This window comes from Pacificimonas aurantium (assembly GCF_020092905.1).
GTDB classification, from domain to species: Bacteria; Pseudomonadota; Alphaproteobacteria; order Sphingomonadales; family Sphingomonadaceae; genus Pacificimonas; species Pacificimonas aurantium.
In genome coordinates this window covers 27,464-51,177 of record NZ_JAGSGB010000001.1, presented here as the reverse complement: position 1 = coordinate 51,177, position 23,714 = coordinate 27,464, and the positions used below count along the sequence as shown (strand labels likewise).

General features: G+C 65.5%; 23 protein-coding genes and 1 tRNA gene. 9 read left to right on the top strand and 15 right to left on the bottom strand.

The window, feature by feature from the left end:
* Window position 1: 1 nt before the first annotated feature.
* The 3 genes from KCN53_RS00270 to KCN53_RS00260 all read right to left on the bottom strand — a co-directional run bounded on the left by KCN53_RS00270 (window position 2) and on the right by KCN53_RS00260 (window position 5,694).
* On the bottom strand, window positions 2-1,258 hold the full coding sequence (locus tag KCN53_RS00270) for a DUF445 domain-containing protein (RefSeq protein WP_224199255.1): 1,257 nt from the start codon (window positions 1,256-1,258) through the stop codon (window positions 2-4).
* A gap of 71 nt (window positions 1,259-1,329) precedes the next feature.
* Complete coding sequence (locus KCN53_RS00265) at window positions 1,330-4,497, bottom strand: efflux RND transporter permease subunit (RefSeq protein ID WP_088711988.1); 3,168 nt, start codon at window positions 4,495-4,497, stop codon at window positions 1,330-1,332.
* A gap of 3 nt (window positions 4,498-4,500) precedes the next feature.
* Window positions 4,501-5,694 (bottom strand): efflux RND transporter periplasmic adaptor subunit, encoded by a 1,194-nt coding sequence (locus KCN53_RS00260; protein WP_088711989.1) that lies wholly within the window; start codon window positions 5,692-5,694, stop codon window positions 4,501-4,503.
* Between the two features lie 250 nt (window positions 5,695-5,944).
* Between KCN53_RS00260 and KCN53_RS00255 the strand changes: the two genes are divergently transcribed.
* From KCN53_RS00255 to KCN53_RS00245, 3 genes are all read left to right on the top strand, one after another.
* Entirely contained in the window at window positions 5,945-6,202 is a 258-nt protein-coding gene (locus tag KCN53_RS00255; protein ID WP_088713377.1) for a GlsB/YeaQ/YmgE family stress response membrane protein, read from the top strand.
* 97 nt (window positions 6,203-6,299) lie between these two features.
* Window positions 6,300-7,022: an SIMPL domain-containing protein gene (locus KCN53_RS00250; protein WP_088711990.1), complete on the top strand. Its 723-nt coding sequence runs from the start codon at window positions 6,300-6,302 to the stop codon at window positions 7,020-7,022.
* A 209-nt stretch (window positions 7,023-7,231) separates the two neighbouring features.
* Window positions 7,232-7,921 carry a L,D-transpeptidase family protein gene (locus KCN53_RS00245; protein ID WP_224199253.1) on the top strand — a complete coding sequence of 230 codons (690 nt, stop codon included), beginning with the start codon at window positions 7,232-7,234 and terminating at the stop codon, window positions 7,919-7,921.
* A 110-nt stretch (window positions 7,922-8,031) separates the two neighbouring features.
* On the opposite strand, the gene KCN53_RS00240 is transcribed toward KCN53_RS00245, so the two are convergent.
* Window positions 8,032-8,913 (bottom strand): class I SAM-dependent methyltransferase, encoded by an 882-nt coding sequence (locus KCN53_RS00240; protein WP_088711991.1) that lies wholly within the window; start codon window positions 8,911-8,913, stop codon window positions 8,032-8,034.
* Window positions 8,914-9,063: 150 nt separating this feature from the next.
* On the opposite strand from KCN53_RS00240, the gene KCN53_RS00235 reads away from it, so the two are divergent.
* Window positions 9,064-10,068, top strand: coding sequence for a zinc-dependent alcohol dehydrogenase family protein (locus KCN53_RS00235; protein ID WP_088711992.1), 1,005 nt, complete (start codon window positions 9,064-9,066; stop codon window positions 10,066-10,068).
* A gap of 38 nt (window positions 10,069-10,106) precedes the next feature.
* Here KCN53_RS00235 and KCN53_RS00230 read toward each other — a convergent pair whose 3' ends face one another.
* The 4 genes from KCN53_RS00230 to KCN53_RS00215 all read right to left on the bottom strand — a co-directional run bounded on the left by KCN53_RS00230 (window position 10,107) and on the right by KCN53_RS00215 (window position 14,689).
* Window positions 10,107-10,370: a DksA/TraR family C4-type zinc finger protein gene (locus KCN53_RS00230; RefSeq protein WP_088711993.1), complete on the bottom strand. Its 264-nt coding sequence runs from the start codon at window positions 10,368-10,370 to the stop codon at window positions 10,107-10,109.
* An 82-nt stretch (window positions 10,371-10,452) separates the two neighbouring features.
* Window positions 10,453-11,970 (bottom strand): CpaF family protein, encoded by a 1,518-nt coding sequence (locus tag KCN53_RS00225; protein ID WP_088711994.1) that lies wholly within the window; start codon window positions 11,968-11,970, stop codon window positions 10,453-10,455.
* Between the two features lie 134 nt (window positions 11,971-12,104).
* Entirely contained in the window at window positions 12,105-12,539 is a 435-nt protein-coding gene (locus KCN53_RS00220) for an acyl-CoA thioesterase (protein ID WP_088711995.1), read from the bottom strand.
* Window positions 12,536-14,689, bottom strand: coding sequence for a S9 family peptidase (locus KCN53_RS00215; RefSeq protein WP_088713379.1), 2,154 nt, complete (start codon window positions 14,687-14,689; stop codon window positions 12,536-12,538). The genes KCN53_RS00220 and KCN53_RS00215 overlap by 4 nt, the downstream gene beginning before the upstream one ends.
* 131 nt (window positions 14,690-14,820) lie before the next feature.
* Between KCN53_RS00215 and KCN53_RS00210 the strand changes: the two genes are divergently transcribed.
* A complete protein-coding gene (locus tag KCN53_RS00210) occupies window positions 14,821-16,617 on the top strand; it encodes an aminopeptidase P family protein (protein ID WP_088713380.1) in 1,797 nt (598 codons plus the stop codon).
* A 23-nt stretch (window positions 16,618-16,640) separates the two neighbouring features.
* Here the strand turns inward: KCN53_RS00210 and KCN53_RS00205 are convergent, their stop codons facing one another.
* Complete coding sequence (locus tag KCN53_RS00205) at window positions 16,641-16,784, bottom strand: hypothetical protein (protein ID WP_172406202.1); 144 nt, start codon at window positions 16,782-16,784, stop codon at window positions 16,641-16,643.
* Between the two features lie 92 nt (window positions 16,785-16,876).
* Here KCN53_RS00205 and KCN53_RS00200 point away from each other — a divergent pair.
* Window positions 16,877-16,951, top strand: a tRNA-Thr gene (locus tag KCN53_RS00200).
* Here the strand turns inward: KCN53_RS00200 and KCN53_RS00195 are convergent.
* Window positions 16,930-18,246 (bottom strand): spinster family MFS transporter, encoded by a 1,317-nt coding sequence (locus tag KCN53_RS00195; RefSeq protein WP_088711996.1) that lies wholly within the window; start codon window positions 18,244-18,246, stop codon window positions 16,930-16,932. The genes KCN53_RS00200 and KCN53_RS00195 overlap by 22 nt on opposite strands.
* Between KCN53_RS00195 and KCN53_RS00190 the strand changes: the two genes are divergently transcribed.
* Window positions 18,245-19,132: a hypothetical protein gene (locus tag KCN53_RS00190; protein ID WP_143712203.1), complete on the top strand. Its 888-nt coding sequence runs from the start codon at window positions 18,245-18,247 to the stop codon at window positions 19,130-19,132. The genes KCN53_RS00195 and KCN53_RS00190 overlap by 2 nt on opposite strands.
* Here the strand turns inward: KCN53_RS00190 and KCN53_RS00185 are convergent.
* On the bottom strand, window positions 19,116-20,396 hold the full coding sequence (locus KCN53_RS00185) for a TCR/Tet family MFS transporter (RefSeq protein ID WP_088711998.1): 1,281 nt from the start codon (window positions 20,394-20,396) through the stop codon (window positions 19,116-19,118). The genes KCN53_RS00190 and KCN53_RS00185 overlap by 17 nt on opposite strands.
* A gap of 42 nt (window positions 20,397-20,438) precedes the next feature.
* Complete coding sequence (locus KCN53_RS00180) at window positions 20,439-21,338, bottom strand: SDR family oxidoreductase (protein ID WP_207790598.1); 900 nt, start codon at window positions 21,336-21,338, stop codon at window positions 20,439-20,441.
* Window positions 21,339-21,381: 43 nt separating this feature from the next.
* Between KCN53_RS00180 and KCN53_RS00175 the strand changes: the two genes are divergently transcribed.
* Window positions 21,382-21,636 carry a sulfurtransferase TusA family protein gene (locus KCN53_RS00175; protein ID WP_088711999.1) on the top strand — a complete coding sequence of 85 codons (255 nt, stop codon included), beginning with the start codon at window positions 21,382-21,384 and terminating at the stop codon, window positions 21,634-21,636.
* Between the two features lie 79 nt (window positions 21,637-21,715).
* Window positions 21,716-22,114, top strand: a complete 399-nt coding sequence (locus KCN53_RS00170; RefSeq protein ID WP_224199251.1) for an Hpt domain-containing protein — start codon at window positions 21,716-21,718, stop codon at window positions 22,112-22,114.
* 51 nt (window positions 22,115-22,165) lie between these two features.
* Here KCN53_RS00170 and bfr read toward each other — a convergent pair whose 3' ends face one another.
* The 3 genes from bfr to KCN53_RS00155 form a co-directional block, all read right to left on the bottom strand.
* On the bottom strand, window positions 22,166-22,654 hold the full coding sequence (gene bfr, locus KCN53_RS00165) for a bacterioferritin (RefSeq protein ID WP_088712001.1): 489 nt from the start codon (window positions 22,652-22,654) through the stop codon (window positions 22,166-22,168).
* A gap of 135 nt (window positions 22,655-22,789) precedes the next feature.
* Window positions 22,790-22,960: a (2Fe-2S)-binding protein gene (locus KCN53_RS00160; protein WP_088712002.1), complete on the bottom strand. Its 171-nt coding sequence runs from the start codon at window positions 22,958-22,960 to the stop codon at window positions 22,790-22,792.
* A 77-nt stretch (window positions 22,961-23,037) separates the two neighbouring features.
* A complete protein-coding gene (locus tag KCN53_RS00155; protein WP_088712003.1) occupies window positions 23,038-23,709 on the bottom strand; it encodes a nitroreductase family protein in 672 nt (223 codons plus the stop codon).
* Between the last annotated feature and the right edge of the window lie 5 nt (window positions 23,710-23,714).

Below are 23,714 nucleotides of genomic sequence, written 5' to 3'. Positions count from 1 at the left end.
CTCAGAGAATGACGATCAGGCTGTGCAGGCAGACGCCGACCAGCCCGCCCACCAGCGTGCCATTGACGCGAATGAACTGAAGGTCGCGGCCGACCGCGCGCTCCAGCCGGTCCGATACCGTCGCGGTATCCCAGCGCTTGACGGTATCGCTGACGACGCTGACGATTTCCTCGCCATAGTCGGCGACCATGCCGACGACGGCGCGGCGCACGTAGCGGTTGATCGAGCGGCGCAGCTCGTCGTCCTCCTGCAGCGTCTCGCCGAAGGTGCGCAGCCCTTCGCCAACCTTGCCCGAAAAGGCCTCGGCGCCGCCGTCCGAAAGCGCGGCCTTCATCGCTTCCTTGAGGTTGCCCCAGACCCCGCCGAGGAAGCGGCCGAGTTCGGGGTTGTCCAGCATGTCGTTCTTCCAGCTTTCGACGCGGTCGCGCGTCTCGGGAAGATATTGCAGGTCGAAGGCCACATCCTTCAGCGCGATCATGATCTTGATGCGCAGCGGATGCTCGGGATCATAGGCCATGTCGTTGAGAAGGCGGCGCAGGCCGTCGATGATGGCGTTCGCGACGCGGTCGTCGATGCCCGCCAGCCGCAGGACCCACTGGGTGCGCTCCTGGACCAGACCGCGGATCAGATACTCGTTCTCGTCGAGGATGCGGGCGCCCCAGATCACCGCGCGGTCGAAAATCGGCTGTAGCCGGTCCTCATCGAGCGAGCGGTCGAGGATGCGCCCGGCAAGGGGCGCGACTTCCAGTCGGCGCAGGTTGCTGTTCAGGCCCGAGCGAACGAGGTCGGAAATCGCGTCATTGTCGGCGGCGTCGAGCAGCTGCCCGGCCAGACGGCCGAACCCCCGGCCTCTTGCGGCCCGGGGCGGCGACGACATCCACGATGCCACGGCGCCGGCGATATCGACGCCCGCCAGGCGCCGGGCCACGATCTGCGGCGTCAGGAAGTTCTGCTGCAGGAAGGTCGCCATCGCTTCGGCGAGGCGGTCCTTCTTCTTGGGGATGATGGCGGTGTGTGGGATCGGCAGGTGCAGCGGGTGGCGGAACAGCGCCACCACCGCGAACCAGTCGGCGAGGCCGCCGACCAGCGCCGCCTCTGCAAAGGCCTCCACGAAGCCGACCCACATCTGGTCGCGCGGCAGGGCGGCGTGGCTCAGAATGAAGACCGCAGCCATCGCGACCAGCAGGCCCGTGGCGACGAGGCGCATGCCCTTCGCGGGGTGCGGTTCGAACAAATGGGCGGCAGGGGGCCGGTTCATTGGCACGGACTTGTGAACCCCCGCCGCCGAAAACACAAACGCTTAGACGGTAACCGGCGGCAGGAGATGAGCTATTCCGCCGGTCCGGGCTGCGCTGCGCCCGGGCCGCGCAGGCCATCCTCGTCCTTGGTCGGGGAGTTGGTCACCCCGCCGAACATCCGCCGAATGCCGCGCTCGATATCGTCGGAGAAGCTGAAGCTGGCCGGAACGATCAGCAGGGTCAGCACCGTCGACAGGATCAGGCCGCCGATCACCACGATGCCCATCGGCGCGCGCCAGGCGCCGTCCCCCGACAGCGAGAGGGCGGTCGGCAGCATGCCGGCGGCCATGGCGATGGTGGTCATGACGATGGGCTGCGCGCGCTTACGGCCCGCATCGATGATGGCAGCGCGCCGCGGAACGCCCGCCTGCATCTCCTCCAGCGCGAAATCGATCAGGAGGATCGAGTTCTTCGCAACAATGCCCAGCAGCATCAGCAGGCCGATCAGGACCGGGAAGGAAATCGGGTGCCCGGTCATGTGCAGCGCGATGGCACCGCCGAGGGGGGCGAGGAGGAGCGACCCCATGTTCACGAAGGGCGGCATGATCCGCTTGTAGAGCAGGATCAGGACGGCAAAGACGAGAAGGATGCCGGACACGACGGCGATCGCGAACTGCGTCGTCAGCTCTTCCTCGACCTTCGACATGCCGAACTGCACGCGCGTCACGCCGGGCGGAAGTTCCTGCATCGTCGGCAGCTGGAACTGGGCGGCGCGGTTGCCTTCACCGGCCACGATGCCGGGCGCCAGGTCCGAGGTGATGACGATACGGTCCTGCTGGTTGAACCGCCGCAGCTGTGACGGGCCCGAACCGAAGCCGATATCGGCCACGGCCTTCAGCGGCACGGACCCGCCGGTAGCGGTGGGAACGGGAAGGTTTTCCAACGTGGCGATACTGGTGCGGGCCGACTGCGGCAGCACGACGCGAATGGGGATCTGCCGGTCGGACAGCGAGAATTTCGCGACATTCTGGTCGATGTCGCCGAGCGTGGCGATCCGGATGGTCTGCGAGAGAGTAGCCGTGGTCACGCCGAGATCGGCGGCGAGCGCGAAATTCGGGCGAATGACGACTTCCGGTCTCTGCAGGTCGCCGTCGATCCGCGGAGCGACGAACATCTCCGGGCGCTGGCGCATGTCTTCCACGACCGATTCCGCGGTTTGCTGCAGCAGTTCGGGGTCCGAACCGGCCAGCATGACGTTCACGGGACGCGATCCGCCGCCGAAGCCGTTATTGGTGTCGAAGGCGACGCGGGCGTTGGGGATGCGTGCAAGGGCGGGGCCGAGTTCGCGGGTGAATTCGAAACTGCTGCGTTCGCGATCCTCGGCCAGGCTGGCCCGGACGCTGCCGCTGCCGACGCTTACCGAGGAATAGACGCTGCTCGTTTCCGGCTGGTCGCGCAGCAACTGCGCGACGGTCTCGACCACGTCTCCGGTCTGCGCGAGCGTCGCACCGGGCGGCATCTCGACTTCGATCCTGACGGTATCGTCGTCGACTTCCGGATTGAGCGTGAAGTCCAGGCTGGCGAAGGCGAAAATGGTGGCGAGGAAGGCAAAGGCGCCGACGCCGATCACCCACAGCCTGTGGTCGAGGAGCGGGGCGGTCAGCTTTCTCCAGAAGCCGCCCCTCGCGGACCGTGCAACGGCCCGGTCGCGGTCCAGCGTCCAGCGCAGCAGCCGCTCATATGCGTTGATGACCGGACCCTCGGCGTGCGGGCGGTCGCCATGGGGGCGGAGGAAATATGCCGCCATCAGCGGTGTCACCATACGCGCCACTGCCAGGGAGAACAGAACCGCGGCAACGACCGTAAGTCCGAACGGTTTGAAGAACTGGCCCGGAATGCCGCTCATCAGCGCGACGGGAAAGAAGACCGCGACGATGGAGAAGGTGGTGGCGACGACCGCCAGGCCGATCTCGTCGGCGGCATCCATCGAGGCCTGATAGGGACTTTTGCCCATGCGCATGTGACGCACGATATTCTCGATCTCGACGATGGCATCGTCGACGAGAACGCCCGCCACCAGCGCCAGCGCGAGCAGCGTCAGGTTGTTCAGCGTGAAACCCATCAGGTCCATGAACCAGAAGGTCGGGATCGCAGAGAGCGGGATGGCGGTCGCCGCGATCAGCATGGCGCGCCAGTCACGCAGGAAGAACCAGACGACGATGACCGCCAGCAGCGCGCCCTCGATCAGCGCCATGATCGAAGCACCATATTGTTCGACCGTATAGGTATAGGTCGTGAAGATGGGCTCGAACTCCAGGCCGGGGACCTCTTCCTCGATCTGGTCGAGTTCGTCCATCGCCGCTTCCCACACGGACACGTCGCTGGCGCCCTTCGCCCGGATCAGGCTGATGGAGAGGGCCTGGACCCCGTCGACGGTGGAATAGCTGCGCTGCTCGGCATAGCCGTCGCGAATGTCGGCCACCTGCGACAGCGCGATGGTGCGTCCGCCGCCAAGGTTCAGCTGGGTATTCTGCAGGTCGTAGATCGTCTCGGCATTTCCGAGCACGCGAACCGACTGTTCGCTGCCGGCGATTTCCGTACGTCCGCCCGCGGCGTTCAAGTTGAGCTGGCGAAGCTGCTGGTTCACCTGCGCGGCGGTAATCCCCTGCGCCTGCAGGCGCGCCGGGTCGAGCTCCACCCGAACTTCGCGGTCGACGCCGCCATTGCGGCTGACTGAGGCCATGCCGGGGATGGAGAGCAGCCGCTTCGAAACCGTGTCGTCGACGAACCAGGACAATTCCTCCAGCGACATGTCGCTGGCCTGGACCGACAGATACCCGATCCAACCGCCTTCGGTCACGCGGGTGATCCGCGGTTCGAGGATGCCTTCGGGCAGCTCGCTGCGAATGTTCGCCACGGCATCGCGCACATCGTTCACGGCCCGGTCGATGGGCGTGCCGATCATGAACTGGACGTTGGTGCGCGAGCTGCCTTCCGAGATGACGGAAGCGATCTCGTCGACGCCGTCCACGCTGCGTATTGCCGCCTCGACGCGCTGCGTGACCTGGGTCTTCAATTCCGAGGGCGCCGCGCCGGGCTGCGTCACGGTGATCGTTGCGGCCGGAAAGGAAATATCGGGCTGCTGGTTCACGTCGAGCCGCGTGAAGCTGACAATGCCGCCGAGCGTCAGGGCGATGAACAGAACGATCGGAACGACCGGGTTCTGGATCGACCAGGACGAGATGTTGCGAAGCGACATCGTCTACTCCCGTGCGCCGGTCTCGAGCGCGACCGGCTCGATCCTGTCGCCCTCGTTCAGGAAGGCACCGGCACTTTCGACCACGCGGTCCCCGTCTTCCAGCCCGCTGAGGATGACCACGCCGCGGTCGGACACGTCGCCGATCGTAACGGCCCGGCGCGCCACCCTGTTCTCCGCATCAAGGACATAGACGAAGCTCTCGTCGACATTCCCCAGCACCGCGGACTCCGGAAGCATGGGCCGATTGGCGGTGCCGGTCTCGACAATGGCGGTCGCGAAGGCGCCCGGGCGGACTTTGCCGTCCTCCTGAATGCCGACGCGCGCGGTGCCCTGGCGAGACGCGGACTCGATGATGGGATCCACCAGCGTGACTGTCCCGCGCAGCACCTCGTCGCTGCCGACGACGCGGATTTCGGCGCCCTGACCGACGTCGAGGGCCTGCAGGTCCTGCTCGGCGACCTGTGCGCGCAGTTCCATCTGCCCGTCCTGTGCGATGCGGAAGACTGCCGGCGTACCCGAGCTGACGACCTGTCCCGGCTCCACATTCCGTTCCAGGATCAGGCCGGATTCGGGGGCGCGGATGTCGAGCTGTTCCAGCCGGGCCTGCGCCTCGCGAAGCTGCGCGGCGGCCACGTTCACCTGCGCCGCAGCGCCGTCGCGCGTCGCCGTGCGACGTTCGATGTCGGCCTGCGAAATGAAGCCGCGATCCACCAGCGCTTCGGCGCGCTCAAGTTCGGACTCCGCGAGCTTCAGATCGGCGCGGGCACGCTCGACCGCGGCGCCAAGCTGCGCCACCTGCTGCACCTGCACCGACTTGTCGATGCGTGCGAGCACCTGCCCGCGGCGGACATAATCGCCTTCCACCACCGTCACGGCGACGACCTGGCCGCCCTGGCCCTGCACGCCGACAGGCAGGTCGCGCACAGGGGCGACACTTCCGGTGACGCGGACATTGGCCGTCACCGGCCGCGAAGCGACATCGACCACGGTAACCCGGGGCGCCGTATCGGCCGTATCGGCCGGCGCTTCGGCAGCGGGCTCGCCGGACGGGAGCAGGAAGAAAAGGGCAGCGGCCAGCGCGACCAGAACCAGAACGGCGATCACGATCAGCCGCCGCCGCCGGCCATGCTGCCGCGGTTCGGGCGCGTCGACGGGCCCCGCCGGCTGCTGGCCGCTCATCCGTTCATGCATGTTCATCTTCCGAATTCCTGCGAAGCGCCGCTCGTCAAAGCGGGTAGATGATGTGTGTTAGTGTAATAACTCACCCACCGCAAGTCTAATCGCGCTCACCGAGGCGGCAGGACCGGACGTCAGGTAGGATGGCCGCGCGGCCATTTGAAGCGTCACGATGAAGATATGGTGAAATCGGGGTGATGGCGGGCTGCGGCGAAACTTCGTGCCGCGTTCAGGGTTCTATCTGCAGGATAATCAAAAAAGGGAGATGGTCATGGGTTGGCTAGCTTGGATCGTTGTCGGCCTGATCGCCGGCATTCTTGCGAAATGGATCATGCCCGGGCGGGACCCTGGCGGCTTTATCGTGACCATTCTGATCGGCATCGCCGGCGGCATTGTGGGCGGCTGGATCGGCGCGTCCATCTTCGGTGTCGGCATGGCCGACTTTGGTCTGCAGAGCATCATCGTCGCCACCCTCGGTGCGATCCTGCTGCTCTTTCTGTACCGGCTGATCCGCGGCCGGCGCGTCTAGTTCACCTCGGGTACAGCGCCGCTGGCGTTGTGTGAATGAAGGGGGCGGGGCACTCGCGTGTCCCGCCCTTCTTGTTTGGTCCGAACAGGAGGAAATCATGCTGAAATCCGTATTCGCCGCCACGGCGGCCACCCTAGCTCTTGCCGCGCAGCCGGCGGCGGCGCAGGACATCGACATTCCCATTACGCAGGGCGCGACGCTTCTGACGATCAATGCGCAGGGCGAGGTACGGGCCGTACCGGATATCGCGACCGTGTCCGCGGGCGTCATTACCCGTTCCGCGACGGCGGAGGCCGCGCTTGCCGACAACCGCGCGCGTATGAACCGCGTCATCGAGGCGCTGCGCGATGCGGGGATCGAGCGCCGGGACATCCAGACCCAGCAGCTGCACCTCAATCCGCAATATCGCTACGAGGAAAACCGCACCCCCACGATCGACGGGTACCAGGCGCAGAACCAGGTGTCCGTGAAGATCCGCGATCTCGACGACACGGGGCCGGTGCTCGATGCGCTCGTCGCGGTCGGGGCGAACCAGTTCAACGGGCCGAGCTTCGGCATCGACGATCCGAGCGCCGCCCAGGACGAAGCTCGCCGCGACGCCATGCGCAAGGCGCGCGAGCGCGCCGACCTTTATGCTGCGGCGGCCGGCCTGTCGGTCGCCCGCATCGTTTCGATCAGCGAGGGTGGCACCTCAATGCCTACGCCCCGGCCGGTCAGGACGATGGCGAGGGTGGAGAGCGCCGATGTGGCGCCGACGCCGGTAGAGAGCGGCGAACTCAACCTGTCTGCCAGCGTCACCGTCCTTTACGAACTGCGGTAGGGCGTCCGGGGAGGGGCGGACGCCTCTCCCCTTCCGTCTTTCACCTGACCGCACCGCGTCGTCGATGAACGGAGTAAATTTCGCGGCCAGGCGGAACAGTTTTATCTTGACATCATTGAATAGGCATCAACTCAGCAAGGTGAAACGGAAAGGACCGGTCCGCGCGGGGGCGCCGAAGCTGAACAGGAACTTCAGTTGGGAGCCTATCGATGACGAGTATCAGACGCAGCGGCGGTATCTTTCGCAATCTTACCAGGGGAACGTCCATCGCAGCGGCGATGGTCATGGCCGCGGGCGGTCTTGCGATCGCCCCGGCGCAGGCGGACGATGCGACCGCGCCCTATATGGCCGCCGATGACGGCGCGCCGTCGCTGTTCGATGTCGAGCTGAAGCCCGGCGAATTCATCTGGGAGCCCGAACTGGCCGCCGACGGCGAGGTTCACGCCTATGTCGATCTCGGACGCCAGCTCGTTCACGTCTATCGCGGCGACACGCGCATCGGCATGTCGACGATTTCGTCAGGGATGCCCGGTCACGAGACCCCGACGGGAACGTTCGAGATCCTGCAGAAGCGCGTCGAGCATTATTCCAATCTCTATAACAACGCCCCCATGCCCTACATGCAGCGGCTGACCTGGGACGGCATTGCCTTTCACGTCGGCAAGCTTCCCGGAGAGCCGGCCAGCCACGGGTGCATCCGCCTTCCGCGTGAGTTCGCGATGGCCTTCTTCGACACGACCTCGATGGGCGGAGTCGTCGAGATTGCCGGTCTGGCCGGGGTCGAAGATCCGCAGCTCGCCGCTGGCGACTTTCGCGAAGCGCCGCTGACGCCCGAGGCGCAGACCGCCGAACTCAATCGTGCCGCCGCCAACGGCGAACTCGACATCGACGAGCTGTAATCGAGGAAGCCCCCCACGGGGCAGAACGCAGTCCGTGCAGGCTTGACCTCAATCCGACGGACCCGGGAGACAGGAGCGGCAGCCGCCACGGCTGCCGCTCCTGAACTGAGTCAGGCAGGTTTGCGGAACTTCAGCGTCATCCGGTCGGACTCGCCGATGGCAAGATATTCCTCACGGTTCTCGTCGCCATTGCGCAGCGTCGGCGGCAGCGTCCAGACACCATCCTCATAGTCGGCCGTGTCGTTCGGATTGGCGTTGATCTCGCTTTCGTCGGCCAGTTCGAACCCGGCCTCCTCCGCCGCCGCGACGATGGTCGAGCGCTTCATGTAGCCGCTCTCGTCCATGTCGGCGTCGTCGCGGTCTTCGGGCAGGCGATGCTCGACGATGCCCAGAACGCCGCCGGGCTTAAGGGCGCGAAAGGCTTCGGACATCACCGCGCCCAGCTGGTCGCCCATGTAGAAATTATGCGCGTTGCGAAAGGTCAGCACCATGTCCGCCGCGCCGCCTGCGAGGGCCTCGCCGTCGCTGCCGAAGGTCGAGCTTACCGTTTCGACCGTGGCGGTGCCGGCTGCTTCCGACAGGCGTTCGCCGGTTGCGACCGCGCGGTCCCAGTAATTGCCGGTACCTTCGCCCGGAACGACCGCGATCAGGCGTCCGTCCGGCCCGACAGCCTGCGCCAGAATCTCCGTGTACCAGCCGCCGCCCGGCGATAGCTCGACGACGGTCATGCCAGGGGCAAGGCCGAAGAAATCGAGCGTTTCCTGCGGGTGGCGATACTGATCCCGCGCCCTGTTGTCCTCCGAGCGCACGTCGCTCGCCAGGATTGTTTCATAGTCCGGTCCGACCGCCGGCATGTCCGTACCGTCGATGCCGACCATGTCGGCCGTGCCCGCCTCGGCATCCGCCGCCGCGACGTCGGCGTCGTCGGTTTCGGGTGCGCAGGACGCCAGCGCGATCATCGACACTGCGGCTGCTGCTACGAGTTTCTTCATGAATTCCTCCCTCGTCTGCCTCGTTTGAGGCGTCGCGAGCGTCTTACGCGTTCGGAGAAGAGAAGGCGAGGGCGGCGAAGGCCCACCCATTTTTGACGGGCCACGTACGCGCCCGTCACCGCTAGGCCCAATTCCGAAGGAGAGGCGAATATGAAGGTCATCGAAGTCAAGAACCCCGGCGGGCTCGACAATCTGAAGCTGGTCGACCGAGACAAACCCGAGGCCGGGCCGGGAGAGCTGCTCGTCCGCGTCCGCGCCTCCTCGCTGAACTATCACGACTATATCGTCGCGGTTGGCGGCATTCCGACGCCCGACGACCGCGTGCCGATGTCCGACGGCGCCGGCGACGTCGAAGCCGTCGGAGAGGGCGTGACGGGCTGGTCTGTCGGCGACAAGGCGCTGTCGCTGTTCTTCCCGAACTGGAACAGCGGGCCGCCCGAGATGACCGGTTTCCAGAGTGTTCCGGGCGACGGCGCCGACGGCTTCGCGGCGGAATATGTCGCCATGCCCGCCAGGGCGTTCACGCGCATGCCGGAGGGGTATGACTACGGCGAGGCGGCAACGCTTGTCTGTGCCGGTCTGACGGCATGGCGGGCGATCGTCGAGCAGGCCAATGTGAAGGCGGGACAGACGGTGCTGGTGCAGGGCACGGGCGGCGTCTCGATCTTCGCGCTGCAATTCGCAAAGGCGCTCGGCGCCCGCGTCATCGCCACCTCCTCGTCCGACGAGAAGCTTGAGAAGGTCCGCGGCCTCGGCGCCGACATGGTGATCAATTACAAGGAAACCCCGAAATGGGGCGAGAAGGCGCTTGAGCTTACCGGCGGACGCGGCGTGGACGCCGTCGTCGAGATCGGCGGGGCTGGAACGCTCCCGCAGTCGATCAAGGCCTGCCGCATCGGCGGTCACATTTCCATGATCGGCGTTCTCGCCGGCTTTACCGGAGAGGTGCCGACGGCGGAATTCTTCAGCAAGAACCTGCGCATGGACGGCATCACCGTCGGGTCACGCGCCATGCAGGAGGACATGATCCGCGCCGTTGAGGCGAACGGGATCGAACCGGTCATCGACAAGGTTTTCCCGCTTGCCGAACTTGCCGACGCCTTCCGTCATCAGGAGGCTCAGAAGCACTTCGGCAAGATCGTCGTTTCGGTCTGAGGATGTCGGGGGAGAGGCGAGCCCTCTTCCCCGCTACGCTATCGCAGCTGGCTGTCCTTCGACCCGCGCCGGTTGAAGGCGGCGTGGCGAACGCTCGTGTCGCGTTCCGACTGGCAGGCGATGCAGGTGCGCACGCCGGGCACGGCCTCGCGCCGCCGTTCGGGGATCGGCTCGTCGCACTCCTCGCAGTGCGTCAGGCTTTCGCCCTTCGGCAAGCGCGAGCGGGCACCCGTCACCGCGTCGTTCACCGTATCGTCGATCTGATCCTGAACCGCGCCGTCGCGCGACCATCCTCCGGCCATGTCGTTGAAATCCTTTCCGCCGATAGAGGTGGGAAGCGCGGCGAAGGAATCAATAAGCCGGGCGGGTTCGCCCCCTTCGGCTCTACAGGCAGGCTTCCAGCAGCGGCTTTTCGAACCCGAAGCCTTTCGCCTTTTCCAGCGCATGCGGGCGCAGCCCCATCGACCGGTATTCGCCGAGGATCTTGCCGTCCTCGGTCTCGTCCAGATATTCGAATTTGAAGATTTCCTGGGTGACGATGACGTCGCCCTCCATCCCGCACACTTCGGTGATCGACGTACAGCGGCGCGAGCCGTCACGCAGTCGCTTCACCTGGACGATCAGGTCGACCGAATCGGCGATCTGGCGGGTGATCGCCTCCTTGGGGATCTTGATGTCCCCCATCATCACCATGTTCTCCATACGCGCCAGGCACTCGCGCGGGCTGTTCGAGTGCAGCGTACACATGGACCCGTCATGGCCCGTATTCATCGCCGCCAGCAGGTCGAAACACTCCTGACCGCGAATCTCGCCCAGGATCACGCGGTCGGGGCGCATACGCAGCGAGTTGATGATCAGGTCGCGAATGGTGATGGCGCCCTTGCCTTCCAGGTTCGGCGGGCGGGTTTCCAGCGGCAGCACGTGCGGCTGCTGCAGCCGCAGCTCGGCGGCGTCTTCGATCGTGATCGTGCGCTCGCCCGGGTCGATCATCTTCGACAGCGCGTTCAGCATGGTCGTCTTGCCCGAGCCCGTGCCGCCGGAAATGACGATGTTGAAGCGGCTGGCCGCCATGATTTTCAGCGCGGTGCACATCTTGGAGTTCATCGCCCCCCAGTCGCGCAGCATGTCGAGCGTGATGGGCTTTTCGGAGAATTTCCGGATCGAGATCGCCGTGCCCTTCAGGCTGAGGGGGGGGACGATCACGTTGACGCGGCTGCCATCCTCCAGGCGGGCGTCGGCAAGCGGCGTGGTCTGGTCGACGCGGCGGCCGACGCGGTTAACGATGCGCTGCGCGATCTGGTAGAGATGTTCTTCGTCGCGGAAGCGGATGGGGGCGAGTTGCAGCTTGCCCTTCTTCTCGATGTAGGTCTGGTTCGGACCGTTCACCATGATGTCGGAGACGTCTGGGTCCGCCAGCAGGTCCTCGAGCGGGCCAAGACCCAGCAACTCGTCGACCAGCACCTTTTCCAGCAATACCTGTTCGCGGCGGTTCAGGTTGATCTTCAGTTCGGCGAGCACTTCCCCGATGATCGGCCCGAATTCCTCGGACAGCTCCTCTCTGTTCAGCGCCGCGGCCGCCTCCGGGTCGATGCGCTCCAGCAGGCGCGGCATGACCTGTTCCTTGATCTTGAAGATCGCGGATTCGTCGTCGGTTTCCTTCGAACCGGCCGACTCGTCGGGCGCGCGGCCGCGTTCGTCCAGGCGGGTCAGCGCGTCGTTGGTCGTGTCGCCGGGAAGTTCTGTGAGCGGTTCGGGCGATGTCGGCCCCGGGCTCGGCGGCGGGGTGGTCGCTGGCTGCTCCACCTCGGTGACGGCCGGCTCAGGTGTGGTCTGCGTCCGGGCAGCCCCGAACTGCGCCCGCCGCGGGGCGAGCCCTCCACCTTTTCGACCGAATGAACTCATAGCGACCCCGTACAGAACTTGCGCACCGCGCCTCGTTCTCGCGGCCCGCATCGTCTCAACACATAGGGAAACGTCGTAACCAATTGCTTAACGCTATGCCCGGCCTGGCCGTCACATCAGGCGGCGCCGCTGCGTCAGAGAAAGGGGCGGACCATCTCCTCGCGGATCCGCAGCGGGCGGCGCAGGTCGCGGTCGAGCAGGGCCCACCAGGTGCGCGCAGCCACGCGCAGTCCCCCGTCCGGGCCGTGGATTTCGACGAAGCGGTCGAAGCGGGCGCCCTTTGGCTCCCCGACCCATGTGCTCAGCGTCACCGTTTCGCCGGCAATCGTAGGCTGGTGATAGTCGATCTCGTGGCGCGTCACGACCCAGATGTAGCGCTCCTGCGCCTCGGGCGGCGCGACGGCATACCAGTGAGACGTGGCGACATCCTGGATCCAGCCGACATAGACCGCATTGTTGACGTGGCCGAGCTCATCGATGTGGTCGGGCGCGGCTGTGACGTCGAGGGAGAAGCGCGGCCGTTCGGCCGGCGCCTCTCCCGTCGGCGCCTTTCCCGTCGGTGCCGTCAACGGCCCGCGGCGGCCGTCTCGCTGTCCGCCGCCGGATTGCCGTTCTGGGTCAGGAAAAACGCGACTTCTTCGGCGCGCTCATAAAGCGAGTCGAAGCGGCCGGACTTGCCGCCATGACCGGCGCCCATGTTGGTCTTCAGCAGCAGCACATTGTCGTCGGTCTTCACGTCACGCAGCTTGGCGACCCACTTTGCCGGTTCCCAATAGGTGACACGCGGATCATTCAGGCCCGCCGTGACAAGGAGCGGCGGATAGTCCTGCGCCGTGACCTGGTCGTAGGGCGAGTAGCTGAGCATATACTGGAACGCCTCGGCATCCTCGATGGGATTGCCCCATTCCTGCCATTCGCCCGGCGTCAGCGGCAGCGAGGGGTCGAGCATGGTGTTGAGGACATCGACGAACGGCACATGCGCGGCCACGGCGCCGAACAGTTCGGGGGCCTGGTTGACGACCGCGCCCATCAGTTCGCCGCCCGCAGACCCGCCCGAGGCGACGATCTTGCCGGGCGCCGTATAGCCCGCCGAGGCGAGACCCTTCGCGACGTCGACGAAATCGTTGAAGGTGTTCGTGCGCTTGGCGAGCTTGCCGTCGAGATACCATTGATAGCCGAGGTCGTCGCCGCCGCGGATATGTGCGATGGCGAAGGCATAGCCGCGATCGATCAGCGACAGGCGACTGGCCGAAAAGCCCGGCGGCACGGCATAGCCATAGGCGCCGTAGGCATAGAGGTGCAGCGGCCGGCTGCCATCCTTCGGGAACCCCTCCTTGTAGACGATGGAAACCGGGACCACGGTTCCGTCGCGCGCGGGTACCCCGATGCGCTCGGTGACATAGTTCTCCTTGGTGTAGCCCGACGGGATCTCGGCCACCTTCAGCGTCTCGAGCTCGGCAGTCGCCGGATCATAGTCGAACACCGTATCGGGGGTGATCATCGATTCGTAGTTCAACCGCAGCTTCTCGGCGCGGAATTCCGGGTTGTTGCCGAGGGAAGCCGTGTAGCTCGCTTCGGGAAAGCGGACATAGCTCGCCATGCCCGTCGCCGGATCGATCAGCCGGACCTGGTCCAGGCCGCCGATCCGCTCCTCGATCGCAATCAGGTTCTCGAAGGTCGTCACCCCGCGCAGGTAATTCTCGTCGCTGCCCGGGATCAGTTCCTGCCAGCTGGAGGGGTTGTCGACCGAGGCGGTGACGATGCGGAAGTTCGGGTGCTCGTCGTTCACGCGGATGAACAGCTGGCCGCTGCGCACGTCGAGGTCATATTCGCGGCCCGTTTCGCGCGCCGACACGAGGATGGGCTCCGCCGTGAAGTCCTCCGTGGGGAGCAGGCGGACTTCGCTGGTCGTGTTCGTGCCGGTGGAGAGGATCGCATAGGCGCGGTCCTGCGACCGGCCGATGCCCACGCCGAATTCCTCGTCCTCTTCGCGGTAGACCTCCCGGTCGTCCGCCTGGTCGGTGCCGAGGACGTGGTGGTACACGACCTTCGAGCGCCAGTTTTCGTCGGCATCTGTGTAGAGGAAGCTGTCGGAGTCCGCGGCCCAGACGAGGCCGTAGCGCCAGTTCTCGATGGTGTCGGGCAGCAGTTCGCCGGTCCGCAGGTCCTTCACCTTCAGCGTGTAGCGTTCCGAGCCGTTCGTATCGACGGCATAGGCCAGAAGGTTGCCGTCCGGACTGACGCTCAGCCCGCCGACGCGGAAATATTCCTTGTCCGCAGCCAGTTCTGGCTCGTCGAGAATGGCTTCCGCGGTGCGGTCGCCCGCCACCGGGCGGCGGTACCATGTGCGGTACTGGTCGCCCTCTTCGAACGCCCACCAATATTCGAAGTCGCCGTCCTTCTGCGGAACCGAGGCGTCGTCTTCCTTGATACGGGCCTTCATTTCCTCGAACAGCGTGTCGATCAGCTCCTGATGGGGCTCCATCACCGCTTCGAAATAGGCGTTCTCCGCCTTCAGATAGTCGAGAACATCCTCGTCATCGACGATCGGATAGGACTGGTCGCGCAGCCAGGCATAGGGATCCTCAACCGTGACCCCGTGCATGGTGAATTCGTGCGGGCGCTCTTCGGCGTCCGGCGGCGTCGGTTGACCTGTCATAGTCTCCGTCTGGGCAAGGGAGGGGGCAGCGAGGGTGGCCGCGGCAACGGCGGCGATCATGGCGAGCTTCGTCATGAACGAAAGGACTGCCAAATCTTTCCGTCACTGAAAAGGGGCGATTCCGCAGCGCACCATATACCGATCGGCATGCCGTCCTTGCCGCAGGCGGGGGCGATGCAGATATGGAGCGCATGTCTACTTATGCAGATCGCCTCTCCGCCCTTCGCGCTGAACTCGGCCGCCGCAAGCTGGACGGGTTCATCATCCCCCTCACCGACGAACATATGTCCGAATATGTGGGCGACTATGCCCAGCGCCTGGCCTGGCTGACGGGCTTTGGCGGCTCGGCCGGAAATGCCGCCGTCCTCATGGAGGATGCGGCGATGTTCACCGACGGCCGCTACAAGGTGCAGGTGCGCCAGCAGGTGGACGGATCGCTCTACTCCTATGAGGACGTTCCGCGCGTGAAGGTCGGCGACTGGCTGGCCGGCAAGGCGAAGGAGGGCGCGCGCATCGGCTATGATGCGTGGCTGCATACGCCGAACTTCGTGCGCGCGGCGGAAAAGGCGCTCGCGAAGAAGAAGGTGTCGCTGGTTCCGGTCGAGGAAAATCCCGTTGACGCCGTCTGGGCGGATCAGCCCGACCCCTCGCCGGCGCCGATCTACATTCACGAAGAGGGGCTCGCCGGGCGCTCCTCGCGCGACAAGCGCGCTGAGATTGCCTCATGGGTGCAGGAGAAGGGTGCCGATGCGGTCGTGATCGCCGCGCTCGATTCGATCGCCTGGCTGTTCAACATTCGCGGCAAGGACGTGGTGCATACGCCCGTCGCGCTCAGCTTCGCGGTCGTCGCCGGCGACGGCTCTGCACGCCTGTTCATCGACCCCGACAAGGTCCCCGCGGATGTCGAGGCGGCGCTGGGCAGCGACGTGTCGGTCGAGCCGCGCACCTCGTTCGGTGCCGCGCTGAAGGATTATGGCGGCCGGACGGTCGTCGCCGATCCCGACACCTGCGTCGCCGCGATCTTTCAGCTGCTCGACGAGGGCGGCGCGACGGTCATTCGGGACCGCGATCCCGTCGCCCTGCCGAAGGCCGTCAAGAACGAGGCGGAGCTGTCCGGCTCACGGTCGGCGCACCTGCGCGACGGGGCCGCGATCAGCCGCTTCCTGAAGTGGCTGGACGAAGAAGCGCCGAAGGGCGAGCTCGACGAACTCGGCGCCGCCGCCAGACTCGCGGAGATTCGCGGCGAGTCCAACATCCTGCGCGACACCAGTTTCGAGACCATTTCGGCGGCGGGTCCGAATGCGGCGCTGCCGCACTACCGCGTCGACGAAGCATCGAACCGCAAGCTGGAGCCGAACGGCATCTTCCTGTGCGATTCGGGTGGCCAGTATGACGACGGTACGACCGACATCACCCGGACGATCATCGTCGGCGATCCGACTGCCGAGATGAAGGACCGCTTCACCCGCGTCCTGAAAGGGCACATCGCGCTTGCCACAGCCGTCTTCCCGGAGGGAACGTCGGGCGGCCAGCTCGACGCCTTTGCGCGCCAGTATCTGTGGCAGGCGGGCCTCGATTACGGCCACGGCACCGGTCATGGGGTGGGCAGCTTCCTCGGCGTCCACGAGGGGCCGCAGCGAATCTCGGCCGCCAACTATCCCGGCTCCGGCGCGAGCGAACCGCTGCAGGCGGGCATGATTCTCTCCAACGAGCCCGGCTATTACAAGGAGGGGGCCTACGGCATCCGCATCGAGAATCTGGTGATCGTCGAAGAGCGCGAGATCGACGGGGCGGAAGGGAAATTCTTCGGCTTCGAGACGATCACGCTCGCCCCGATCGATCTCGACCTGGTCGAGCCCTCGCTTCTCACCGAGGCCGAGCGCACGTGGCTCAACGACTATCATGCCGAGGTACGCGCGAAGATCGGGCCGCAGATGAAGGACGATGAAGAGCGCAGCTGGCTCGAGGCCGCGACACGGGCAATCTGACCGCGGAACGGCGACGGACGGCCCTAGCGGTCCGCCTCGTCCGTTCTGGCGGGCGCATCGCTGGCCGGGGCCTCGCCAGCGCGCTGCGCCGCCTTGCGCCGCCTCAGATTTTCGCGCAGCGCCTTGGCCAGTCGTTCCTGCCGTTCGTCGTCTTTCGTTTTCGTCATGGCATGCCTTTTCTTGACATCGGGGGGTGTCTCCCCATAGCAGGCGCCGTCCACGCCGGGCGAGTGTCGCCCCGCGGCCTTCGGATCTTCGTGCTGCTGTAGCTCAGTGGTAGAGCGCACCCTTGGTAAGGGTGAGGCCGAGAGTTCAATCCTCTCCAGCAGCACCATCCTTCTTCAGCCAGATCGCCGCGCGCCAGTAATGGAAGCAGGCCCACGGGGTCGCGAGCGCTAGCGTGAACAGCGACCAGCGCAGCGACTCGGCATCGTTCATGGCGAAAGCGGCCTGGTATTCCACAGAGATTACACCGACCAGCGTGGGGCCGATCCCCAGACCGATCAGGTTGATGATGAACAGGCTGATCGCCGCCCAGACCGAGCGCATGCGCAAGGGCGCGAGGCTCTGGATCAGCGCGAAGGTCGGGCCGAGATAACAGGTCTGCAGGAGGAGGGCGACGAAGTAGGCGGCCACAGCCAGGTAGACGTCGGTCAGGTAATAGAACAGCAGCAGGAAGGGGAAGGCGCCCAGCTTCAGGATGGCGATCATGTTCGACTGCGCGTACAGGCCGAACCGCGTCGCCAGGTAGTCGGCCAGCTTGCCGCCCCCGACGGTTCCGACGACGCCGGCAACGGCAACGACGGGCGCGTAGGAAATCGCTACGTCCAGCTCGTTCAGGCCGAAGTTGCGGATCAGATAGGCGGGCGACCACAGCGTCAGGCCATAGCCGATCAGAGAGGTGATCGTGACACCGGCGACGAGGTGCACGGCGGCCCTGTTCTTCATCAGCGCGCGCGCACCGTCGAGGATCGACGGCGTATCGTCGCTGGCCGCCATTACCGCGTCGCTCATGCCGCGCGGCGGTTCGACGGCGAACAGGCGTACGAGGATCGCGAGAACTATGCCGGGCAGGCCGACGACCAGAAAGGCGGTCCGCCAGTCGAAATAGTGCGTGATGCTGCCGCCGAAGAAGGTTCCAGCGAATGCGCCGAGGGTGATCCCGAGCGAGTAGATCGCCAGGGCGCCTGCGCGCTCGTTTGCCGGATAGAGGTCGGCGATCATCGAGTGCGAGGGCGGCGAGGAACCGGCCTCGCCGATGCCGACGCCGATTCGGGCGAGCAGGAGCTGGGTGAAGTTCTGCGCCAGGCCGCACAGCGCGGTCATCCCGCTCCAGAGTGCGAGCGCGATCGAAATGATGTTTTTTCGGCTTTTCCGGTCGGCCAGCGAAGCGATGGGAATGCCCAGCGTTGCGTAGAACAGCGCGAAGGCGATGCCGGAGAGATATCCCAGCTGCGCATCGTCGAGCTGCAGGTCGGCCTTGATGGCTTCGAGCAGGATCGAGAGGATCTGCCGGTCCATGTACGAGAAGAAGTAAGTCGCCGTCAGCAGAAGCAGCGTAATCTTCCGTGCGCGGTGGGAAACCGGTCCCTCTGCATCACGACCCGCGGCGGCAGTGCTCGTCGCCATGATCCTACCCCAATACTCGTTCTTTTCTCCGGCTTTGGGCCGCTTGTCCTCCGATGTCCAGCAATTGCCTTTCGCAGCCGCGCGGCTACAGTTCGCCGCCATGCTGACCAAGCCTCTCGCTGCTATCCTTCCGTCGCTTCTTGGCGCTGCGCTATGTGCAGGCGCGGCGACGGCGCAGATCCCCCAGGCCGTTGTGGACGAGGAGGAAGCCGAGCAGGCACTGAGCGGCGAGGGCGAGTTGGAGGAAGAGGGCGCGACCTCGAGCGAGCGGCTGTTCCATGCCCTGCGCGATGGCGAATCCGGCGAGGGGGTCGACGCTCTTCTGCAGGGGGCGATGACAGAGGTTGATGCGCGCTGCCAGTTCATAGAACGCTACCAGGTCTTCAACCGGGCGAGCAGCTTCATCTCGATGAAGGTCAAATGCTATGAACGGCCGGTCTATATCCTGACCGTCGGACCGCTCGGGCTTGGCGCGCTGTCCGGCGGCGACGGGTCGATCGACCGCATTCGCGCTGGCGAGGGCGAAATCCGGGTATTGCAGGGCGAAGCGCCGCCGCCCGCGCGGCCGGTCGGATCGTCCTCGCTGCGCAGGCAGTTTCCGATGCGGGCAGCCGCCGCCGTCTTCGGCGCGCTGATCCTGACCGGCATTTTGCTGATATGGCTTTGGGGCCGGCGGCAGAAGGCGGTGGCGCAGTGGCGCGGTCTGAAGACCGAGGACAAGGATCGGCTACTTGGCGAGAGCACGGAGCTTGAGCCGGACCTGTTCAAACATCCCGATGGGGTCTGGATCGCGCGCGGCAGTCGCGGGAAGCGGCGCTTTTTCCAGCGTAAGGCGTTCGCCAGGCTGTACCGCGACTACGGTCTCAAGGTCATGCAGATCCGCTAGGGGCGCCGACGCTGCGGAACAGGGCCGTGCCGCGAAGGAACAGGGCGAGGGCGCAAAGGGCGATGAGCGCAGCCAGGCCGAATGGTGCCCCCGGCAGGTAGAGCGCCGCGCCGGTTGCCGTGAAGGCAAAGAATATCTGCGTATAAAGCGGCGGCCCGATCACCGAGGCCAGGCTGGACAGGCTGGCGACGGCGCCCTGAAGTTCGCCCTGGCTCGTCTCATCGATGGCCTGGCTCATCAGACCCGTGATCGACGGCTGTGTCAGGCCCTGCAGCGAGCCGATGGGTACGGCGACCAGCAGCCAGATCGGGTCGCGAACGAACAGGTAGATCAGCGCCCCCGTTACCATGCCTAGTATCCCGATGGACGCCGCCTTCACTTCGCCCACCCTGGGCACCACGACCCGAATAAGGCCGCCCTGCACAATGGCGCTGGTCAGGCCCACATAGGCGAGCGTCGCGCCCACGAAGAGCTCTTCCGACCAACCGAAGGGGATGCGCCCGGCGAACGCCTCCAGCACGAAGAAGGCCCAGATGATCGGGTAAATGAGGTGCGCCAGCATCCAGATCAGCAGCGCGGCAGCGTACCAAAGCACGATCCGGTTCTGCCGGCCGAGTTCGCGAAGGGCTGAAATGGCGTTCGACCTGGTGAGCGAGAACGGACGCCGGTTCTCCCGGGGCAGACTCTCCTTCAGGACCAGAAAGCCGAAGGTGAGGTTGAGGAGCGCGAAGGCGCTGGCGGCGAAGAAGGGCAGGCGGATATCGACATCGCCGAGAAGGCCACCGGCGGCAGGTCCGATGATGAAGCCCAGCCCGAACGCCACGCCGATCAGTCCGAAATTCTGGGCGCGCTTCTCTGGTGGGGAGATGTCCGCGAGATAGGCATAGGCCACCGAAAAGCTGGCGCCTGTGATGCCGGCGATGGTGCGGCCCACGAACAGCCACAGCAGGGTCGGTGCCAGGCCCATGATGGCATAGTTGACCGCATAGGCGGCCAGGGTGACGAGCAGCACCGGCCGCCTGCCGAAGCGGTCCGACAGATTGCCCATGACCGGCCCGAAGACGAACTGCATGGCGGCGTAGACAAAGGCGAGCCAGCCGGCGTCCACCGCCGCTCCGGCCACGCTGTCGCCGGTCAGTTCCACGATCAGGGCCGGCAGCACCGGCATGATGATGCCGAAGCCGATCATGTCCACGAGCACGACCGCGATCACGAAGATCAGGGATCCGCGCAGCGGCGGTGGTACGGCAGGGGAGTCTGACACGGTAGGAGCCTTTGCGGCCCGAAACGCGCGGAGGCAATCCGGTCAGGTCGTTCGCTTCGCCCGGTCTGCTTCGTTGGTCTTTCTGATCGACTCGTTGACGAGGTCCCAATCCTCCGATGTCAGCTGCGACATGGCGGAGAAATTGCCGCCGCCGGCAAGCCACTGGCCGCCGTCGATGGCGATGACTTCGCCGTTCACATATTCTGAGCCCGGCGCCATCAGGTAGCAGGCAAGGTTCTGCAGTTCGCGGTGTTCGCCCCAGCGGCCCATCGGGTTGCCGCGCGCGCCCATGTCACCTGAGCCGAGTTTCTTGGCGAGCGGTTCGGGCATCAGCCGCTTCTCCATCCCCTCCGACTTGAAGGGGCCGGGCGCGATGGCGTTCGCGCGGATACCCTTCGGGCCCCATTCCGACGCAAGGCTCTGCGTCATCACCGCAACCCCGGCCTTCGACATGGCGGACGGAACGGTGAACGGCCCCCCATTCCAGACCCAGCTGGCGACGATCGAGAGGATCGATCCCTTGTTCCCTGCCTCGATCCAGCGTTTTCCCGCCGCGACCGTCACGTTGAAGGTCCCGTGCGCGACGATCGAGGCGATGGCATTGAAGGCGTTCGCCGACAGGCGCTCGGTGGGTGAGACGAAATTGCCGGCGGCATTGTTGACGACTCCGGTCAGCGGGCCGCCAGCAAAGGCCTCTTCCATCGCATCTTCGATGGCACCGGCATTGCGGATATCGACGGCGGCGACGTCGCAGCGCGCGCCGGTTTTTTCCATCAGTTCGTCCGCGGTCTCCTGCAGCACGCCGCCGCGTCGGCCCCAGATCACGCAGTCGGCGCCCAGCTCCATGAAGGCTTCCGTCATCGCCTTGCCGAGACCCGTGCCGCCGCCGGTCACGAGGATGCGTTCGCCCTTCATCAGGTCGTCGCGGAACATCGTCTTCATATTTCTACTCCCCGGTTTGTGCAGCGATGCTAGGGAAGCGGCGATGAGCCGTGCAGCTAGCAAAACCGGCGAAAGCGTCACTGTGGACGCGCGCGGCCTGCGCTGCCCCATGCCCGTGCTCAGGCTGGCCAGAATCCTGCGCGAGCACCCGCAGACGGGGCGCGTCCACCTTCTTGCGGACGACCCGGCCGCGGCGCGGGATGTTCCTGCCTTCGCCGAGGAGATGGACCTCGATTGCAAAGCCGTCGGCGCGGGGGAGTGGCAGATCGCCAGGCGCGTCGATCAGGCGCGGACCTAAACGCTTTCTTTACGACGCGCGCATAGGACTGACGCGACTTGGAACAAGAGCCGGCATCGACCAGGGGACCGTTCGCGACGTGACCGTGAACCTCGAAACTTTCGAACAGATCAGGACGCTTCTCGGTCCCCGGCTGATCACGACGCTCGGCTATTTCCGGGAGGACGGCGAGGCGGGCGTCGCGGAGATCGAGCATGCCCAGCGTACGGGTGAGCCCGCCGACATGGTGCGTCCGGCGCATACCCTGAAGACCGAAGCGCGCCAGCTCGGCGCCGACGATCTGGGCGAGCTCTGCTACCGCATCGAAACGGGCGCGCGGCGCTGCGTTGAACTGCAGGAAAGCCCCGACGAGCTTCTGGTCCATGTCGCGCGCCTGCGCCCGCTATTTCAGGAAACGCTCGCCATCTTCGACCGCGAGACCAATCCGCTGCAGACCCGCCGGCCGAAGCCGGCCCAGTTCGGACGTGCCGGCGTCTGAGGCCGGCGCCCGCCCCGCGGGGCCAGCTTTCCGGCCCTCATTTTCCCGCCGCTAGTTTTCCCCGTCGGGGCCCGGCGTGGAATGCAGCTGGATGTAGTTCTGGATGCCCATGCGTTCGACCTGCTCGAGCTGCTGCTCGATATAGTCGATATGCTCTTCCTCGCTGCTGAGGATTTTCGTGAACAGGTCGCGCGAGACGTAGTCGTGCGTATCCTCGCAGTCCTTGATCGCGCCCTTCAGCTGCTCGACGGCTTCCAGTTCCAGTTCCAGGTCGGCGCGCAGCACCTCTTCGACCGTTTCGCCGATCCGCAGGCGCCCGAGCGCCTGGAAGTTGGGCAGCCCTTCGAGGAACAGGATGCGCTCCGACAGCCAGTCGGCATGCTTCATCTCGTCGATCGATTCGTGCCGCTCGAAATCCGCGAGATGGTAGACGCCCCAATTGTGGAGCATGCGGTAGTGCAGCCAATACTGGTTCACCGCCGTCAGTTCGTTTTTCAGCGCCTCGTTCAGCAGCGCGATGACCTTGGGATTGCCCTTCATGACAGGCGACTCCTTTCCTTTCGTCCGCCATGCAGCGCGACGGGAGTTCCGGTCAAGTCCTTTTAATTATTGAGAATAATTCCAAGTCTCGTTCTCGCGAACGAGCTGCGCATAGCTAGTTGGAATTGCGGGCGATTACGCGCAGGTGCGCTCGGCGCGGATCAGATCCCGGGCGAAGGGAAGGCACTGTCCGCACTGCGGACGGCAGCCGAGCGCGGCATAAGCGCTCTTGGCGCAGGCGGCGCCGGATCGGGCGGCGGTGCGAACATCGCGTTCGCGAAGCGCGTTACAACTGCAGACAACCACGCGAGTCTCCCCAAGGTCGACTCATGAGGTAGCGCAATTGAGACCTGTTTGCAATATCAATCCTGCTTGCGATCCGGTCACAGCCAGGTCGAGAATTGCTCCAGCGTCTTCTTCCTCAGCGCATGCTCGCGCACGGTCGCATCGTCTGCCGGATGTCCGCAGGCGATGATCATCAGCGGCTTTTCTCTGTCCGGCCGCCCGCAAATCTCGTTCAGGAACTTCATCGGCGAGGGGGTGTGGGTCAGCGTCGCGATGCCCGCCTGCGTCAGTGCGGCGAGCAGCAGTCCGCAGGCGATGCCGACCGATTCGGTGACATAATAATTCTGCAGGTCGTCACCCGGTGCGGGGCCGCCGCGCCGCTGCGCGAAGACGACCACCAGATAGGGCGCATCGGTCAGATGCTCCTTCACCGCATCGGTGCCGAGCGGGGCCAGCGCTTCCAGCCATTCGTCGCTCGCTTTCCCGGCGTAGAATTCGCGCTCCTCGGCTTCGGCGCCCTCGCGGATACGCGCCTTGATCTTGGGCGTCTCGACCACGACGAAGTGCCACGGCTGGTGGTTCGCCCCCGATGGCGCGGTGCCGGCGGCGCGCAGCGCATCCTCCAGAACTTCCCGCGGGAATCCCTCGGCCGAAAAGCTGCGGCATGTCCGCCGCCTGCGCATGACTTCAAGGAAATGCCGCGCGCGCGTGACGCGCTCTTCGTCGCGAAGGTCCGGCCAGACCGGGAAGGGCATGGTGCGCCCGGTCATTTCGG

Bases quoted from the DNA above. Each gene is read 5' to 3' on its own strand.
- KCN53_RS00270 (WP_224199255.1), bottom strand. From the start codon at position 1,258: ATGAACCGGCCCCCTGCCGCCCATTTGTTCGAACCGCACCCCGCGAAG.
- KCN53_RS00265 (WP_088711988.1), bottom strand. From the start codon at position 4,497: ATGTCGCTTCGCAACATCTCGTCCTGGTCGATCCAGAACCCGGTCGTT.
- KCN53_RS00260 (WP_088711989.1), bottom strand. From the start codon at position 5,694: ATGAACATGCATGAACGGATGAGCGGCCAGCAGCCGGCGGGGCCCGTC.
- KCN53_RS00255 (WP_088713377.1), top strand. From the start codon at position 5,945: ATGGGTTGGCTAGCTTGGATCGTTGTCGGCCTGATCGCCGGCATTCTT.
- KCN53_RS00250 (WP_088711990.1), top strand. From the start codon at position 6,300: ATGCTGAAATCCGTATTCGCCGCCACGGCGGCCACCCTAGCTCTTGCC.
- KCN53_RS00245 (WP_224199253.1), top strand. From the start codon at position 7,232: ATGACGAGTATCAGACGCAGCGGCGGTATCTTTCGCAATCTTACCAGG.
- KCN53_RS00240 (WP_088711991.1), bottom strand. From the start codon at position 8,913: ATGAAGAAACTCGTAGCAGCAGCCGCAGTGTCGATGATCGCGCTGGCG.
- KCN53_RS00235 (WP_088711992.1), top strand. From the start codon at position 9,064: ATGAAGGTCATCGAAGTCAAGAACCCCGGCGGGCTCGACAATCTGAAG.
- KCN53_RS00230 (WP_088711993.1), bottom strand. From the start codon at position 10,370: ATGGCCGGAGGATGGTCGCGCGACGGCGCGGTTCAGGATCAGATCGAC.
- KCN53_RS00225 (WP_088711994.1), bottom strand. From the start codon at position 11,970: ATGAGTTCATTCGGTCGAAAAGGTGGAGGGCTCGCCCCGCGGCGGGCG.
- KCN53_RS00215 (WP_088713379.1), bottom strand. From the start codon at position 14,689: ATGATCGCCGCCGTTGCCGCGGCCACCCTCGCTGCCCCCTCCCTTGCC.
- KCN53_RS00210 (WP_088713380.1), top strand. From the start codon at position 14,821: ATGTCTACTTATGCAGATCGCCTCTCCGCCCTTCGCGCTGAACTCGGC.
- KCN53_RS00205 (WP_172406202.1), bottom strand. From the start codon at position 16,784: ATGACGAAAACGAAAGACGACGAACGGCAGGAACGACTGGCCAAGGCG.
- KCN53_RS00190 (WP_143712203.1), top strand. From the start codon at position 18,245: ATGATCCTACCCCAATACTCGTTCTTTTCTCCGGCTTTGGGCCGCTTG.
- KCN53_RS00195 (WP_088711996.1), bottom strand. From the start codon at position 18,246: ATGGCGACGAGCACTGCCGCCGCGGGTCGTGATGCAGAGGGACCGGTT.
- KCN53_RS00180 (WP_207790598.1), bottom strand. From the start codon at position 21,338: ATGAAGACGATGTTCCGCGACGACCTGATGAAGGGCGAACGCATCCTC.
- KCN53_RS00175 (WP_088711999.1), top strand. From the start codon at position 21,382: ATGAGCCGTGCAGCTAGCAAAACCGGCGAAAGCGTCACTGTGGACGCG.
- bfr (WP_088712001.1), bottom strand. From the start codon at position 22,654: ATGAAGGGCAATCCCAAGGTCATCGCGCTGCTGAACGAGGCGCTGAAA.
- KCN53_RS00155 (WP_088712003.1), bottom strand. From the start codon at position 23,709: ATGACCGGGCGCACCATGCCCTTCCCGGTCTGGCCGGACCTTCGCGAC.